Source organism: Streptomyces sp. NBC_01460 (genome assembly GCF_036227405.1).
In the GTDB taxonomy this organism is placed as follows: Bacteria; Actinomycetota; Actinomycetes; order Streptomycetales; family Streptomycetaceae; genus Streptomyces.
Genome location: NZ_CP109473.1, coordinates 5342280 through 5356764 on the forward strand (window position 1 = coordinate 5342280; position 14485 = coordinate 5356764).

The following is a 14485-nucleotide window of genomic DNA, read 5'->3' on the forward strand; positions in this document are numbered from 1 at the left end:
CAAGGTACTGCGGGTCACTGCTCGGCGAGCACGGCCTCGGCCTCGAGGGTCACGCCGACCGCCTGGATCACCGAAGCGATCTTGACGGCTTCCTGGATCGTCTCACGGTCGACGCCGGCCTTGCGCAGCACCTGCTCGTGGGAGTCCAGGCACTGGCCGCAGCCGTTGATCGCGGAGACGGCGAGCGACCACAGCTCGAAGTCGACCTTCTCCACGCCCGGCTTGCCGATGACGTTCATCCGCAGGCCCGCACGGAGGTTCCCGTACTCGGGGTCCGACAGCAGGTGCCGGGTGCGGTAGAAGACGTTGTTCATCGCCATGATCGCCGCGGCCGACTTCGCCGCGGTGTACGCCTCGGCGGAGAGGTTGGCCTTGGCCTCCGGCTCCAGCTCGCGCAGCACCTTCGGCGAGCGCGAGGCGATCGCGCAGGCCAGGACGGTGCCCCACAGCTGCTGCTGGGGGAGCTCGCTGTTGCCGATGACCGAACCGAGGTTCAGCTTCAGGTCCTTGGCGAAGTCCGGTATGGCGGACTTCAGTTCATCGAGTGCCATGTCGTATCAGCTCACTCGCCCGAGAGGAGCGCGACCGGGTCGAGGGTGTTCTCGCCCTTGGTCCAGTTGCAGGGGCACAGCTCGTCGGTCTGCAGGGCGTCGAGGACCCGGAGGACCTCCTTGGGGTTACGGCCCACGGAACCGGCGGTCACCATCGTGAACTGGATCTCGTTGTTCTGGTCGACGATGAAGACGGCGCGCTGGGCGAAGCCGTCCTCGCCCTCGATGCCGAGGTCACGCATGAGCTCGTGCTTCGAGTCGGCCAGCATCGGGAAGGGCAGGTCGGTCAGGTCCGGGTGGTCCTTGCGCCAGGCGTGGTGCACGAACTCGGAGTCGCCGGAGAAGCCGAGGACCTGCGCGTCACGGTCGGCGAACTCGTCGTTCAGCTTGCCGAAGGCGGCGATCTCGGTGGGGCACACGAAGGTGAAGTCCTTCGGCCACGCGAAGACGATCTTCCACTGACCCTCGTAGGTCTTGTGGTTGATCTGCTCGAACTCCTTGCCGCTCTCCAGCGACACACAAGCGGTCAGGTCGAACTCGGGGAACTTGTCACCGACAGTGAGCACGCGCACTCCTTGCTGCGTAGGAAATCCCCTTTTGAGGGCGTTCCTGGGGGTTGGACGGTTCCCACTCTGGCACAGAGTGCATTGATCGCGGAAATAGCTACACTCGGTCGGGATGATCGGAGGTGCCTATCAGTGGCGTATGTAAATCAGGCTATTAGGGTCAAGCAGCCCAGCCTCTCGCAGCTGCGCGCCTTCGCGGCCGTGGCGGAACATCTGCACTTCCGGGACGCGGCGGCAGCAATCGGGATGAGTCAGCCGGCACTCTCCGGAGCCGTGTCCGCGCTGGAGGTGGCACTCGGTGTCCAGCTCATCGAGCGTACGACGCGCAAGGTGCTGCTCTCGCCCGCGGGGGAGCGTCTCGCGGTGCGGAGCCGGGCGGTGCTGGAGGCGCTCGGCGAGCTGATGGAGGAGGCCGAGGCGGTGCGCGCGCCGTTCACCGGGATACTCAGGCTCGGCGTGATCCCGACCGTCGCGCCGTATCTGCTGCCGGCGGTCCTCAGGCTCGTCCATGAGCGCTATCCGGACCTGGACCTCCAGGTCCACGAGGAGCAGACCTCCTCGCTGCTGGACGGGCTGGCCGCCGGCCGGCTGGACCTGCTGCTGCTCGCCGTGCCGCTCGGGGTGCCAGGCGTCACGGAACTGCCGCTGTTCGACGAGGACTTCGTGCTGGTCATGGAGAAGGAGCACCGCCTCGCCGGGACGACCGGACTGCCGCGCGAGACGCTGCGGGACCTGCCGTTGCTGCTGCTCGACGAGGGGCACTGCCTGCGCGACCAGGCGCTGGACATCTGCCGGGAGGCGGGGCGCACCGAGGGGGCGCCGGTGACGACGACCGCGGCGGGGCTCTCCACCCTGGTGCAGCTCGTCGCGGGTGGGCTCGGGGTGACGCTGCTGCCCCGTACGGCGGTGACCGTGGAGACCGGACGCAACGAGGCGCTGTCCACCGGCTGCTTCACGGACCCGGCGCCCTCGCGGCGGGTCGCGCTGGCCGTGCGGACGGGCTCGGCGCGGCAGGAGGAGTTCGAGGAGCTCGCGGCCGCGCTGCGCGCCGCGCTGGGAGCGCTGCCCGTGCGGGTGTACGCGGACGGGTGAGCCCGCTCGGCGCCGGGTGTACGGGAGGGGTGGGCCCGCTCGGCTCGAAGGGGCGGGTCCGCGCGGCGCCGGACCCACCCCTCCCGCCGTCACTCCGTACGCAGCCCGTCCGGGCGCATCATGCGCCACAGCAGGGGCAGCGAGAGCAGCGTCACGGCCACGACGAGCGCCCCGCCCGCGCCCGCCAGCGGCAGGAACACCCACCACCGCGTCACCGTCTTGGCCAGCATCCAGGTCATGACGGCGCCGAGCGCGACGCCACCCGCCACCGCGACCAGGAGGCTGACGGCCACGGGGACCGCCGTCTGCCAGAGCACCGACCAGCCGAGCGTGGAACGCCTGGTGCCGAAGGCGACCAGGACCGACAGCAGCCGCCTGCGCTCCCGGAGCTGCTCCAGCTGGGACACCAGCATCGACGCGGCGATCAGCAGCAGCGTCACCAGCGCGCCGAACCGCAGCCCCGTCTGCACACTGGCGTACTGGCGGTCGCGGGTCATCGACGTCAGGGCGGCGACCCGCATGCCCGGGTCGATCCTGGCGGCGGTGTTCCGCACGTACTCGGCGACGTCCTCGACGCCGTCGTCCACCTTGATCTGCGCGACGGTCTGGGCGTCCGGCAGCGTGCGCGGGTCGACGGCTCCGACCGTCGCCATGATGCCCCAGTGCTCCTCGCCGAGCGGGTCGGGTGCGGCGGTGACGGTCCGGGCGTCCGCGGGCAGGGTCCAGAGCAGCCTCTTGCCGCCCGGCGGCAGCTCGGCACCGGAGTCGAGCTCGACCTCCTGGCCCTTGCGTGCCGTCTCGTCGACCCAGTCGCTCATCTCCTTGTCGCCCCTGGGGTGGACGACGAAGACGTCGCCGTCCGCGCAGGAGCCGATCTCGGCGAGCTCCTTCAGGGTCGGGCAGTCGCCGATGCTGAGCGAGGTGGTCGGGGTGACCTGGTCCTCCTTGTACGTCCCGGGCTTCGTCACGTACGTCTCGACCGTGCCGATGACGGCCTCGACGCCCTTCGTGGAGCGGAACTCCTCGATGGTCCGCGTGGCGGCGTCCCCGCTGACCTTCTCGGAGAAGGTGTGGAACTGGGCGCGCGACGGGTCCTGTCCCGTCATGCGCGTGAACTCGTCGCCCATCGCCGCGAACAGCATCTGCAGGGCCACGGCGCCCGCCACCGCCACGGCGATCCCGCTGACCGCGCGGGAGGCCGCGCCACTGTTCAGCTGGAGCCGGCGGACGGCGAGCTGCCAGGACAGCGGGCCGCGGCGCAGCGGGCGTACGCACGCCTCGACCAGCCAGGGCAGCAGCAGGGCGAGCCCGACGAGGACGAGGACGGCGCCGGCCGCGATGGGGTACGGGTCGACGAAGTCGCCCTCGCCGACCCTGCCGGTCACTCCCAGGACGGCGAGCCCCAGGACCGGCACGAGCAGACGCCACCAGAGGCGGCGCCCGCGGTGGCCCGTGCCGCGTACGACCCCCAGCGGTTCGGCGATGACGGCGCGCATGGCGACCAGCGTGACCAGTACGGCGCACAGCGGCACCGCGAAGGCGATCAGCACCGCCGTCCACGGCGCGGGCGCCAGGTCGGACGGGAAGACGCTGTAGTTCCACACCTCGACGGAGCCGCTGAACCCGCGGCCCACGAGGAAGAAGACCACTCCCGCGAGCAGCCCGAGCAGCGAGCCGAACAGGGCCTCGCCCGCCGCGATCCTTCGGGTCGACCGGATGTCCGTACCGACCAGGCGGAGGGCGGCGAGCCGGCGGTCGCGGCGGTCGCCGCCGAACCGCACGGCCGTGGCGATGAAGATCGCGACGGGTGCCAGCAGCACGACACAGATCATGATGACCAGGACGACGAGGGCGGGCGGGAGCGGCTCGTCCCTGACCCTGTCCCCGTACCCGTCGACCCGATGGCCGCCCGCGGCGGCGGTCAGGGTGTCGCTGCCGGCGTAGAAGTACAGCTCGCCGGGGGAGAGGAGGCCCGCATCGCCGATCGTCGCGGTGATCCGGTACGGGAGACGCTCCCGCAGAAGGCTGCCCTCGGGTGAACCGAGCAGCTCCTCCAGTGCGGGGGAGGCCACCATCTCGCCGGGGCCGGGGAGTGCCCCGACTCCGGGCGGGGTCACCGGGTGCGCGCCCTCAGGACGCATCAGGAAGCCGCCGACGACCTGGCCCCTGTACTCGGTCTCCGCGTTGATCCGCAGCACGGAGGTGTCGGACCTCGCGGCCTTGTCCTGGTAGGAAGCCGCGCTCTCCTGGCGGGCGAGGTCGCGATGGGCGCGTTCCGCCAGGAGATGGGGAACGGAGGAGGCGATCAGCAGGAGCGCCACGCCGAGGCCCACCCCGACGGCGGTGAGCGCGGTCCGCGCCCAGCCCTCGCGGCCGCCCGCCGCGGCGAAGCGTATGCCGAGGCCGAGATCGCGCAGCCAGGTCATACGGCGTACTCCAGGTCGCGGCAGCGGCCGTCGCGGACGACGACCTCGCGGTCCGAGTACGCGGCCACCCGCGACTCGTGCGTCACGAGCACGACGGCCGTGCCGGCCGTCCGGGCGGACTCGGTGAGGAGCTCCATGACCCGCTCGCCGTTGAGCGAGTCGAGCGCACCGGTCGGCTCGTCCGCGAAGACCACCTTCGGGGAGGCGACCAGGGCGCGGGCGACGGCGACGCGCTGGCCCTGACCGCCGGAGACCTCGCCGGGACGCTGGGCGGCCAGGTCCTCGACCTCCAGGCGCGCCATCCACTCCAGGGCGGTGCCCTCGGCCGCCTTGCGCCGGACACCGGCGAGCCGGAGCGGCAGGGCGACGTTCTCCACGCAGGTCAGCTCGGGGACGAGCTGACCGAACTGGAAGACGAAGCCGAAATCGCCGCGGCGCAGGGCGCTGCGCTCGGCGTCGGACATCGCGGACAGCTCGCGTCCGGCGTAGGTGACGGTGCCGGAGTCCGGCGTGACGATGCCGGCGAGACAGTGCAGCAGCGTCGACTTGCCGGAGCCGGACGGCCCCATGACGGCGACGACCTCGCCGGGGTGCACGGAGAACGAGGCGCCGTCGAGCGCGGGCGTCGAGCCGTAGGCCTTGTGCAGGCCGTGGGCCGTGAGGAGGGAGCCGGCGGGGGTCACGGGGCGACCACCTCGGCGAGCCGGCCGAGCCGCGCGGCGGTCAGTTCCAGCCAGCGGAGGTCGGCTTCGAGGTGGAAGAGCGCGTGGTCGCAGATCAGCTGGTCGGCGAGGTCGCCCTTGCGCTTGCGGTCCGTGAGGATGCGCATCAGGCGCAGGTGCTCGGAGCGCTGGGCGTCCAGCAGGTCGGCGGCGTCGCGGCCGGTGAGCAGCGCGAGGACGACCTTCGTGTAGAGGGTCGACTGGAGGTACGGCTCCGGCTTCTCGGGCTGTGCGAGCCAGGCGGCGACATCGGTGATGCCGGCGTCCGTGATGGCGTACCGCTTGCGCTCGGGCCCGCCGTCCGTCTCGACCCCGTCGACCTCGACGAGGCCGTTCTTCAGCAGGCGGGACATGGTCGCGTAGACCTGGCCGTAGTGCAGGGGGCGATCGTGCCCGAACCTCTCGTCGAACGCGCGCTTGAGGTCGTAGCCGTGGCGGGGGCCGGACTCCAGGAGTCCGAGGAGGGTGTGACCGATTGACATGAGCCGCACTCTACATGGTGTGTATACCTCGCATGTATACGCCTGCGGCCGGCCGGGCGCCCCCTCCGGTCCGGGCGCCCGGGCCCGCGGTGGGATCCGCCCGCGGGCTCAGTCCGCGGTCCCGTCCGGCTCGGGCCGCTCGGGCGGCGGGGCCTTCGGCGGGCGGCCCCGGCGGGGGATCGGACCCGCGCCGCCCGGCAGCCGGCCCGCCTCCGCCAGGGCCCGCCGCAGCAGGAACTCGAGCTGCGCGTTCGCGCTGCGCAGCTCGTCCGAGGCCCACCGGGCCAGCGCGTCGTGCACCGCGGGATCCAGCCGCAGCAGCATCTGCTTGCGGGCGGAGCCGCGCCGGGGTGCCCGGTCCGGAGGAGGGGCGGCGTCGTCGGTCACTGGTAGAGCGTGCCCGTGTTCAGGACCGGCTGCGCCGCACGGTCGCCGCACAGCACCACCATCAGGTTGCTGACCATGGCCGCCTTGCGCTCGGAGTCGAGCTCGACGATGTCCTGCTCCGCGATCCGCGTCAGGGCCATCTCGACCATGCCCACCGCGCCCTCCACGATCTGCTGACGGGCCGCGACGACCGCCCCCGCCTGCTGCCGCTGGAGCATCGCCGAGGCGATCTCGGGGGCGTAGGCGAGATGGCTGAACCGGGACTCGATGATCCGCACGCCCGCCGCCTGCACCCGCGCCGTGAGCTCCACCGCGAGCTTCTCGGTGATCTCCTCGGCGTTGCCGCGCAGGGAGAGCCCGCCCTCCTCGTGGGCGTCGTACGGGTACTCGATCGCGATGTGCCGGACGGCCGCCTCGGTCTGGGTGGCGACGAACTCCAGGAAGTCGTCGACCTCGAAGAGCGCCTGCGCCGTGTCCTCGACCTTCCAGACGACGATCGCCGCCAGCTCGATCGGGTTGCCGTAGGCGTCGTTGACCTTCAGGACGGCCGTCTCGTGGTTGCGGACCCGGGTGGAGATCTTGCGGCTGGACGTCAGCGGGTTGATCCAGCGCAGGCCGTCCGCGCGGATCGTTCCGACGTAACGGCCGAAGAGCTGGATGACCCGGGCCTCGCCCGGAGCGACCATCTTCACACCGCTCATGCAGAAGAAGGAGGCGACGGCCAGGAGCAGTCCGAGGACGAAGAGCGGGATGCCGACCCCGTTGTGCCCGTCGGAGCCGAGGACGCCCCCGACGATGGCGAGCGCCACGCCGAGGAACACCCCGAGGACGGTCAGCAGGAGCCCCAGGCCGCCGGGGATGGAGTGGGCGGTCACCTCCCTGACCTGCGGGGCGGGCATCTCGGGCGCGTCCGGCGTCAGGTCGGCGCCCGGGCCCGTGGTGCCGGGAAGGTCGTGCGGTGCGGACATGGGTCCCCCGTTCTCCGCGGCAAGGCGCCGCGCTAGCAATGTGATCTCACATTAACGCGTCTCGCAACCTTGTGCATCCCTCGCGAGTCGGTTCCTTCGGGACCGGGTGCTGATTCTCACGTCCGGAAAAGACCGGATCGCCTGCCATTTGTCCAAGCTTTCAGTGTTAGCTGGCAGGTCTGACCGGAGCGGTACGAGCAGAAGAACAGGAGCACCACAGCGATGGGTCGAGCGGATGAGCGACGAGCCCAGGGGCGGGGAGCGCGCCAGGCCGCCGAGGGCGGCCGAATACGCCGGCTCTTCACCTGGCGCAAGGTCCTGGGCACCTTCTTCGGGCTCTGCCTGCTGGTGATGGGCGCCTTCGCGGCGCTCTACGTGTACGTCGACGTGCCCGAGGCCAACGCCCAGGCCGAGAAGCAGAGCAACGTCTACAAGTACAGCGACGGCACGCTCCTGGCCCGCAGCAACTCCGAGGTCAACCGCGAGATAGTCGACCTCGGCGTCGTACCGAAGAGCGTCCAGCACGCCTTCGTCGCCGCCGAGAACAAGTCCTTCTACCGGGACCAGGGCGTCGACCTCAAGGGCACCGCGCGAGGCCTGCTCAACACGCTCTCCGGCAAGGGCAAGCAGGGTGGTTCCACGATCACGCAGCAGTACGTGAAGAACTACTACCTCACCCAGGACCAGACGGTCACCCGCAAGCTCAAGGAGCTGGTGATCTCGCTCAAGGTCGACCAGCGCATGAAGAAGGACGACATCCTCGCCGGGTACCTGAACACGGTGTACTACGGGCGCGGCGCGAGCGGCATCCAGGCGGCGGCGCAGGCCTACTACGGCGTCGACGCCAAGGATCTCGACACCTCCCAGGGCGCCTACCTCGCCTCCCTCCTCCAGGCCCCCAGCCAGTACGACTGGGCCTACGCCACCCCGACCGGCAAGAAGCTGGTCAAGGAGCGCTGGGCCTACACGCTGAACAACATGGTCGACGAGGGCTGGCTCGACCGGGCCGAGCGGGACAAGCTGACGTTCCCCGTCCCGAAGGCGCCCAAGGCGGCCCCCGGCATGGAGGGCCAGACCGGCTACCTCGTCGAGGCCGCCAACGACGAGATGAAGCGGCAGGGCATCACCGACGAGATGCTGGACGCCGGGGGCTGGACGGTCACCCTCAACATCGACCGGAAGCGGCAGAAGCAGCTCGAGAAGTCGGTGAACCGGCAGCTGGAGAACCAGCTCGACCGGGACACGAACAAGGTCGACGCGACCGTGCAGGCCGGCGCCACCTCCGTGGATCCGAAGACCGGCAGGGTGGTCGCGCTGTACGGAGGCGTCGGCGCCACCGAGCACTGGTACAACAACGCCACCCGCCAGGACTACCAGCCGGCCTCCACCTTCAAGCCGCTGGTGCTCGCCTCCGCGCTGGAGAACGGCTCGAAGACCCAGGACGGCGACCTGATCGGCCTGAACACGATCTACGACGGCACCAGCAAGCGCCCCGTGGTCGGCAGCAGCGTCCCGTTCGCCCCGCAGAACGAGGACGACATCAGCTACGACAGTCCGACCGTCCAGCGGGCCATGGACAAGTCGATCAACTCCGTCTTCGCGCAGATGGTCGTCGACGCCGACCCGAGCGCCGTGAAGAAGACGGCGCTCGCCCTGGGCGTGCCGGACAAGAACTTCCCCGAGACGCCCGCGATGACCCTGGGCACCATGAACGCCTCCACGTGGGACATGGCCGGGGTCTACGCCACCCTGGACAACCACGGCAAGAAGGTCACCCCGACCATCGTGAAGTCCGCCGCGAACCGTGACCGCACCATGGAGCCGGTCGACGGCGTGGGCGGCCAGGTGATCAGCAGGGCGTCCGCCGACACCGTGACGAAGGCGCTGACCGAGGTCGTCGACATCGGCTCCGGCCACGAGGCCAACACCTCCGCCTACGACGCCGCGGGCAAGACGGGCACGTCGGAGAACAACAAGGCGGCCTGGTTCACCGGCTACACCCCGGAGCTCTCCACCGCCGTGGCCCTGTTCGGCGAGTCCACCAAGGAGGGCGGCGGCCAGGTCAGCCTCACCGGCACGGCCAACTCCGGCCGGGCCAACGGCGGCGGATTCCCCGCGAAGATCTGGGCGGACTACACGCTGGGCGCGCTCGGGGGCGGCTCGGACGCCACCTTCGACCTGGAGGGTGTGGAGCGCGGCGAGACGGCGGTGACCGAGACCCCCTCGGTCACCCCGTCCGAGACCGAGGAGCCCTCCGAGACGCCGTCCGAGGAGCCGGAGGAGCCCTCCGAGTCGCCGAGCGAGACGCCCGGCGAGGAGTCGCCGCCGGTCGAGACGCCGAGCGAGACCCCTTCCCAGACGCCGAGCGGGACACCCAGCGAGACCAAGGACCCCGACGACGGTGAGCAGCCGCCGGGCGAGCGGCCGGGCGCCGAGGGGCTGCTCGGGCAGTAGCGACGTAGGAGGGGCGGGTGCCGGCCGGCACCCGCCCCTCCTACGTGTCCGGCGTCAGCCGCCGTTGACCTTCTTCGCGACACGGTCGCCGAGGTCCTTGTCCGCGTTGCGCCAGTACTGCGGCGCACGCTCCAGGACCGGCCTGCTCGCCCCGTCCGGCAGATGGCCGGAGATGTCGGAGACGAGCCGCTCGCGCGCCGCGTCGTCCAGGACCCCGCGCACCAGGGGTGCCGGGCTGTCCCCGGTCGTCGTCCGCGCTGCGGCTGAGGTCAACTCCGCCGACGGGAGGTCGGCAACAGGGGAACCGGCGGGGACAGGGCGATCCCCTAGGGGGTCGCCATCTCGAACCAGACCACCTTGCCCGTGGAGAGCCGGGTCGCCCCCCACCGCCTGGCCAGCCGGTTGACCAGGAACAGTCCCCGGCCGCCCTCGTCCGTCTCCCGGGCACGCCGTTGCCTGGGCAGCTGCGGGGAGTCGTCGCCGACCTCGCAGCGCAGGATGTCCGTGCGCAGCAGCCGCAGTGTCACCGGCCGCTCCGCGTAGCGCACGGCGTTGGTCACCACCTCGCTGACCAGCAGCTCCACCTCGTCCGAGAGGTCGTCCAGGCCCCACCTGCTCAAGGCCCTGCGGGCCAGCCTGCGGGCACGTCCCGGAGCCGCGTCCTCCGGTTCGAGGAACCAGTACGCGACGTCACTCGGGGCGATCCCGTCGAAGCGGGCGGCGAGCAGGGCGATGTCGTCGTCCCGGTCGCCCGGCCCGAGCATGTCCAGCACGTCGTCGCAGAGCGCTTCCAGCGGCGGCGAGTGGTCCGGCCCCGTCAGCTGGGCGGTGGCGGCCAGCCGCTCCCGAAGGATCTCGATGCCCGTCCAGACGTCCCGCATCCGGGACTCCACCAGGCCGTCCGTGTACAGCAGCAGCGTGGCACCGGCCGGCGCGTCCAGCTCGACGGCCTCGAAGTCGACCCCGCCGACCCCGATCGGCGCGCCCGGCGGCACCCGGAGCACCTCGGCCCGGCCCCCCAGATGGAGCAGCACGGGCGGCGGGTGCCCCGCGTTGGCGATGGTGATGCGGTGTGCGACGGGGTCGTACACCGCGTACAGGCAGGTCGCCATGCGGTCGCTGCCGAGCCGCTGGGCCTGCTCGTCCAGATGGTGCAGGACCTCCTGCGGAGGCAGGTCGAGTCCCGCCAGGGTCTGCGCGGTGGTGCGCAGCTGGCCCATGATCGCCGCGGACGTCATGGAGTGCCCCATCACGTCACCGACGACCAGGGCGACCCTGCTGCCGGGCAGCGGGATCGCGTCGTACCAGTCGCCGCCCACCCGGGCCGTCTCCGCGGCCGGGAGGTAGCGCGAGGCCAGGCGTACGCCGGTGGGCTGGGGCAGCGAGTCGGGCAGCATCGTGCGCTGGAGCTCGTCGGCGATGTACGCCTCGCGCCCGTACAGCACGGCCTTGTCGATGCCGAGCGCCGTGTGCGTGGCCAGCTGCGCCGCGACCAGGAGGTCGTTGGCCTCGAACGGCGGGCGGTCCGTGCCGCGCAGGAAGACCGCGGCACCGATCACCCGGCGCCGGCCGCGCAGCGGCGCCAGGATCGCGCGGTGCCCGGTCGGCACCGTCCGGCCCGCCCCCAGCAGCTCGGGCAGGGCCACGCGGGCCGCGGCGGAGTCACCGAACACGGGGCGTACCCCGCGCAGCACCTCGGCGAGCGCGCCGCCCGCCATGATCTCGCACAGGTCGGCCGCGGGCAGCAGCCCGGCCTGCGGGTCGGTGACGGGCAGCCGCAGCCGCTCGCCCTCCGGACCGCTCTCGCTTTCCTCGTCGGCCAGCCGCAGCCTGTCGGTGCGCCGCAGCCGCAGTACGAAGGGGTTGGCCGGGCGCTCGTCGCCCACCGGGAGCGGGTCGCGGAGGTAGACGAGTATGGCGTCGGAGAACGTGGGCACGCTCGCCCGGCACAGGCCCAGCACGATCTCGTCCAGGTCTATGCCCCGGGCGATCCGGCGGGTCGCCGCGCCGACGAAACGCAGACGGTCCCCCTCGCGGCGGGAGACCGTCTGGGTGTCGGCGACGGGTGCGGCGGCCTCCGCGCCGGGTGCCGGGTTCGGCAGGGCGTTCGGGACCGGGCCCTTCACCGCGTTCGGCACCGCGGGGGAGGGGCCGGGGATCGCGGCCGTGGCAGCGGCGCCCGGCGGGGCCTCCTGCTGCCGGGGCCGGGCGCGTTCCTGCGGCCGGGCAGCGAGGGGCTGTCGGCCTTCGTGGGAGGTGGGATGCTCCGTCACGCGTGGGATTCCGTCCGTCCGGGCCGGTTGTATGAGGCAGGCGCGGTCACCTCGGGGCCTTGCGCCACTGTGCCCCGGCAAGAGCGGTGAGAACAACGGCTGTCACCGGATGCCCTCGGGAAAGGGGCCGAAACCGTTCGGCCGCGCAGGGGGCCGGTCCGGGGTCTCCCGGTGGCCGGGCAGCGGACAGCGAGCACGTCTCCACCCCCTCGTAGTGGTTCGGGCGACCGCACGTCCACCGGTCTCGTGAACCGTGTGACTCGTGCGACGCGCGCGGTGACTGATGGTCAGGCCCCCGTCCGGTCACGCCGGTTGTGGCGCATCGGTCCGGAGGGGCGGTTCATGGAGGGCGATCCTACGGTTGCCCCCCTGGGGTGCATCAAGGGTCTCACGACGGCGTGGGGGCGGGGGTGCGGTCCCAGTCATCGGGCAGCGGGGGGACCTGCCAGTGGGGTTCGGGCCGCCAGTGTTCCCAGCCGTCACTGAAGGGCGCGCCCCAGCGCTGGATCACCTCGACCGCGGCCAGCCCGGCCTCGCGCACCCGCCGGGCGGTGGCCTCGTCCATCAGCCCGACGCGCTGGGCCTGGGCGAACTCGTCCTCGTCGAGCCACTCCCAGCTGTGGTCGGGGCGTACGGAGATGTCGAGGAAGTGGTCCTGCGAATCGACCCCGCCCGCCCAGCGTGAGCGGGGCTCCTCGAGGTTGACGTACCAGTTGCGGAAGAGCCAGCCCCGGTCCCAGAACAGCCAGACCGACCAGGGGTCGCCCGGCCGGGCCAGCTTCAGCACCCCCGAGCCGAACCACCGCGAGCGCGCCGTCGTGCGCGGGCGGGTGTAGCGGGTGGCGAGGGGCTCGGCGTGCACCTGGGTGCCGTCGGCGAGGACCGGTCTCACGCACTCGGTGCCGGACGCCATCCACACGGCCAGCAGCTCGTCCGTGTCCTGGACGACGGTGACCGGCCGGCAGATGTGGACCGTGCCGTCGCCGTCACCGGGCCTCTCGTTGGCCCGGTAGCGCCAGAGAATCCGGTCCCCCGGCGCCCAGCGCACTCCGTCCCCCGCACCCGCCCCGGTGCCTGCTCCCGTACCCGCGTCCGTCGCTGTCATGAAGAGATCTTAGAGACGTGCGCGCCGGTGCGGCGGGTTACGGTCATGGCCGGGTCATACGCAACACGTCCAGGGCCTCGTCCAGCTGTTCCAGCGTCAGGTCGCCGCGGTCGACGTACCCTCCGGCCAGCACGGTCTCCCGGATCGTCGTGCCGTCGGCCAGGGACTTCTTGGCGACCTTCGCCGCCTCCTCGTAGCCGATGTACTTGTTGAGCGGGGTGACGACCGAGGGAGAGGACTCCGCGTACCGCCGCGCCCGCTCGGCGTCGGCCGTGATGCCGTCGACCGTGCGGTCCGCGAGCAGCCGGGAGGCGTTGGCGAGCAGCCGCACCGACTCGAGCAGGTTCTTCGCGATGACCGGGAGCATCACGTTGAGCTCGAAGTTTCCGGCCGCCCCGGCGGCGGCGACCGTGGCGTCGTTGCCCGTCACCTGGGCGGCGACCATCAGCACCGCCTCCGGGATCACCGGATTGACCTTGCCCGGCATGATCGACGAGCCGGGCTGCAGGTCGGGCAGGCTGATCTCGGCCAGGCCGGTGCGGGGGCCGGAGGCCATCCAGCGCAGGTCGTTGGAGATCTTGGTGAGGGAGACGCCGATGGTACGGAGCTGGCCCGAGGCCTCGACGAGCCCGTCCCTGGCCCCCTGCGCCTCGAAGTGGTTCCTGGCCTCGGTGAGCGGCAGCCCGGTCGTGCGGGCGACCTCGGCGATCACCGCTGCGGAGAAACCGGGCGGGGTGTTGATCCCGGTGCCCACCGCCGTACCGCCCAGGGGTAGTTCGGCGAGGCGGGGGAGCGAGGCGCGCAACCGCTCGACACCGTGACGGATCTGCGCCGCGTAGCCCCCGAACTCCTGGCCCAGGGTGACGGGCGTGGCGTCCATCAGATGCGTACGGCCCGACTTCACGACCTCCGAGAATTCGGCCGATTTCCGCTCCAGCGAGGCAGCCAGATGTTCGAGTGCCGGGATCAGGTCGGCGGTGACGGCGGCCGTCGCGGCGATGTGGATCGACGACGGGAACACGTCGTTCGACGACTGGGACGCGTTGACGTGGTCGTTGGGGTGGACCTCGCGCCCCAGCCGCTCGCCGGCCAGCGTGGCCACGACCTCGTTGGTGTTCATGTTGGACGACGTGCCGGAACCCGTCTGGAAGACGTCGACGGGGAAGTGCTCGTCCCAGCGGCCCTCCGCGACCTCGGCGGCCGCCTCCTGGATCGCGTCCGCGATGTCCGGATCCAGCACCTTCAGCTCGGCGTTCACCTTGGCGGCGGCCGCCTTGATCCGGGCCAGCGCCTCGATGTGGGCGCGCTCCAGCCGTTGCCCGGAGATCGGGAAGTTCTCCACCGCGCGCTGGGTCTGTGCACGCCACTTGGCGTGCGCGGGCACCTTCACCTCGCCCATCGAGTCGTGCTCGACGCGGTACGTCGTTTCCTCGGCCGTTCCGTCCATGGTGTTCAGACC

At 71.6% G+C, this 14485-nt stretch carries 12 protein-coding genes and 1 pseudogene; 2 read left to right on the forward strand and 11 right to left on the reverse strand.

The genetic code is table 11. The features are described 5' to 3' along the window. Positions 1 to 14: 14 nt before the first annotated feature. Positions 15 to 551: an alkyl hydroperoxide reductase gene (locus OG488_RS24220; RefSeq protein ID WP_329232388.1), complete on the reverse strand. Its 537-nt coding sequence runs from the start codon at positions 549 to 551 to the stop codon at positions 15 to 17. An 11-nt stretch (positions 552 to 562) separates the two neighbouring features. After that, on the reverse strand, positions 563 to 1117 hold the full coding sequence (locus tag OG488_RS24225) for a peroxiredoxin (protein WP_014154322.1): 555 nt from the start codon (positions 1115 to 1117) through the stop codon (positions 563 to 565). 132 nt (positions 1118 to 1249) lie between these two features. On the opposite strand from OG488_RS24225, the gene OG488_RS24230 reads away from it, so the two are divergent. Next, on the forward strand, positions 1250 to 2209 hold the full coding sequence (locus OG488_RS24230) for a hydrogen peroxide-inducible genes activator (RefSeq protein WP_329232390.1): 960 nt from the start codon (positions 1250 to 1252) through the stop codon (positions 2207 to 2209). An 89-nt stretch (positions 2210 to 2298) separates the two neighbouring features. On the opposite strand, the gene OG488_RS24235 is transcribed toward OG488_RS24230, so the two are convergent. From OG488_RS24235 to OG488_RS24255, 5 genes are all read right to left on the reverse strand, one after another. After that, positions 2299 to 4635, reverse strand: coding sequence for an ABC transporter permease (locus OG488_RS24235; RefSeq protein ID WP_329232392.1), 2337 nt, complete (start codon positions 4633 to 4635; stop codon positions 2299 to 2301). Beyond that, positions 4632 to 5318 (reverse strand): ABC transporter ATP-binding protein, encoded by a 687-nt coding sequence (locus OG488_RS24240; protein WP_329232394.1) that lies wholly within the window; start codon positions 5316 to 5318, stop codon positions 4632 to 4634. Before OG488_RS24240 ends, OG488_RS24235 begins: the two co-directional genes overlap by 4 nt. Continuing rightward, positions 5315 to 5839 carry a PadR family transcriptional regulator gene (locus OG488_RS24245; RefSeq protein ID WP_329232396.1) on the reverse strand — a complete coding sequence of 175 codons (525 nt, stop codon included), beginning with the start codon at positions 5837 to 5839 and terminating at the stop codon, positions 5315 to 5317. The genes OG488_RS24240 and OG488_RS24245 overlap by 4 nt, the downstream gene beginning before the upstream one ends. A 108-nt stretch (positions 5840 to 5947) precedes the next feature. Then, complete coding sequence (locus OG488_RS24250; protein WP_329232398.1) at positions 5948 to 6226, reverse strand: hypothetical protein; 279 nt, start codon at positions 6224 to 6226, stop codon at positions 5948 to 5950. Then, a complete protein-coding gene (locus OG488_RS24255; protein WP_329232400.1) occupies positions 6223 to 7194 on the reverse strand; it encodes an SPFH domain-containing protein in 972 nt (323 codons plus the stop codon). The genes OG488_RS24250 and OG488_RS24255 overlap by 4 nt, the downstream gene beginning before the upstream one ends. A 222-nt stretch (positions 7195 to 7416) precedes the next feature. Between OG488_RS24255 and OG488_RS24260 the strand changes: the two genes are divergently transcribed. Beyond that, positions 7417 to 9648: a transglycosylase domain-containing protein gene (locus tag OG488_RS24260; protein WP_329232402.1), complete on the forward strand. Its 2232-nt coding sequence runs from the start codon at positions 7417 to 7419 to the stop codon at positions 9646 to 9648. 54 nt (positions 9649 to 9702) lie between these two features. On the opposite strand, the pseudogene OG488_RS24265 reads toward OG488_RS24260, so the two are convergent. The 4 genes and pseudogenes from OG488_RS24265 to OG488_RS24280 form a co-directional block, all read right to left on the reverse strand. Then, positions 9703 to 9901 (reverse strand): annotated as a pseudogene (locus OG488_RS24265) (catalase-related domain-containing protein); the annotation flags it as partial. 73 nt (positions 9902 to 9974) lie between these two features. Beyond that, positions 9975 to 11921 carry an ATP-binding SpoIIE family protein phosphatase gene (locus OG488_RS24270; RefSeq protein ID WP_329232404.1) on the reverse strand — a complete coding sequence of 649 codons (1947 nt, stop codon included), beginning with the start codon at positions 11919 to 11921 and terminating at the stop codon, positions 9975 to 9977. A 388-nt stretch (positions 11922 to 12309) separates the two neighbouring features. Continuing rightward, complete coding sequence (gene fomD, locus OG488_RS24275; RefSeq protein ID WP_329232407.1) at positions 12310 to 13026, reverse strand: cytidylyl-2-hydroxypropylphosphonate hydrolase; 717 nt, start codon at positions 13024 to 13026, stop codon at positions 12310 to 12312. A gap of 43 nt (positions 13027 to 13069) precedes the next feature. Then, positions 13070 to 14473 carry a class II fumarate hydratase gene (locus tag OG488_RS24280; RefSeq protein ID WP_329232409.1) on the reverse strand — a complete coding sequence of 468 codons (1404 nt, stop codon included), beginning with the start codon at positions 14471 to 14473 and terminating at the stop codon, positions 13070 to 13072. Positions 14474 to 14485: the final 12 nt, after the last annotated feature.

Coding starts and splice junctions, on each gene's coding strand:
- OG488_RS24220 (WP_329232388.1), bottom strand. CDS start 551: ATGGCACTCGATGAACTGAAGTCCGCCATACCGGACTTCGCCAAGGAC.
- OG488_RS24235 (WP_329232392.1), bottom strand. CDS start 4,635: ATGACCTGGCTGCGCGATCTCGGCCTCGGCATACGCTTCGCCGCGGCG.
- OG488_RS24245 (WP_329232396.1), bottom strand. CDS start 5,839: ATGTCAATCGGTCACACCCTCCTCGGACTCCTGGAGTCCGGCCCCCGC.
- OG488_RS24255 (WP_329232400.1), bottom strand. CDS start 7,194: ATGTCCGCACCGCACGACCTTCCCGGCACCACGGGCCCGGGCGCCGAC.
- OG488_RS24260 (WP_329232402.1), top strand. CDS start 7,417: ATGGGTCGAGCGGATGAGCGACGAGCCCAGGGGCGGGGAGCGCGCCAG.
- fomD (WP_329232407.1), bottom strand. CDS start 13,026: ATGACAGCGACGGACGCGGGTACGGGAGCAGGCACCGGGGCGGGTGCG.
- OG488_RS24280 (WP_329232409.1), bottom strand. CDS start 14,473: ATGGACGGAACGGCCGAGGAAACGACGTACCGCGTCGAGCACGACTCG.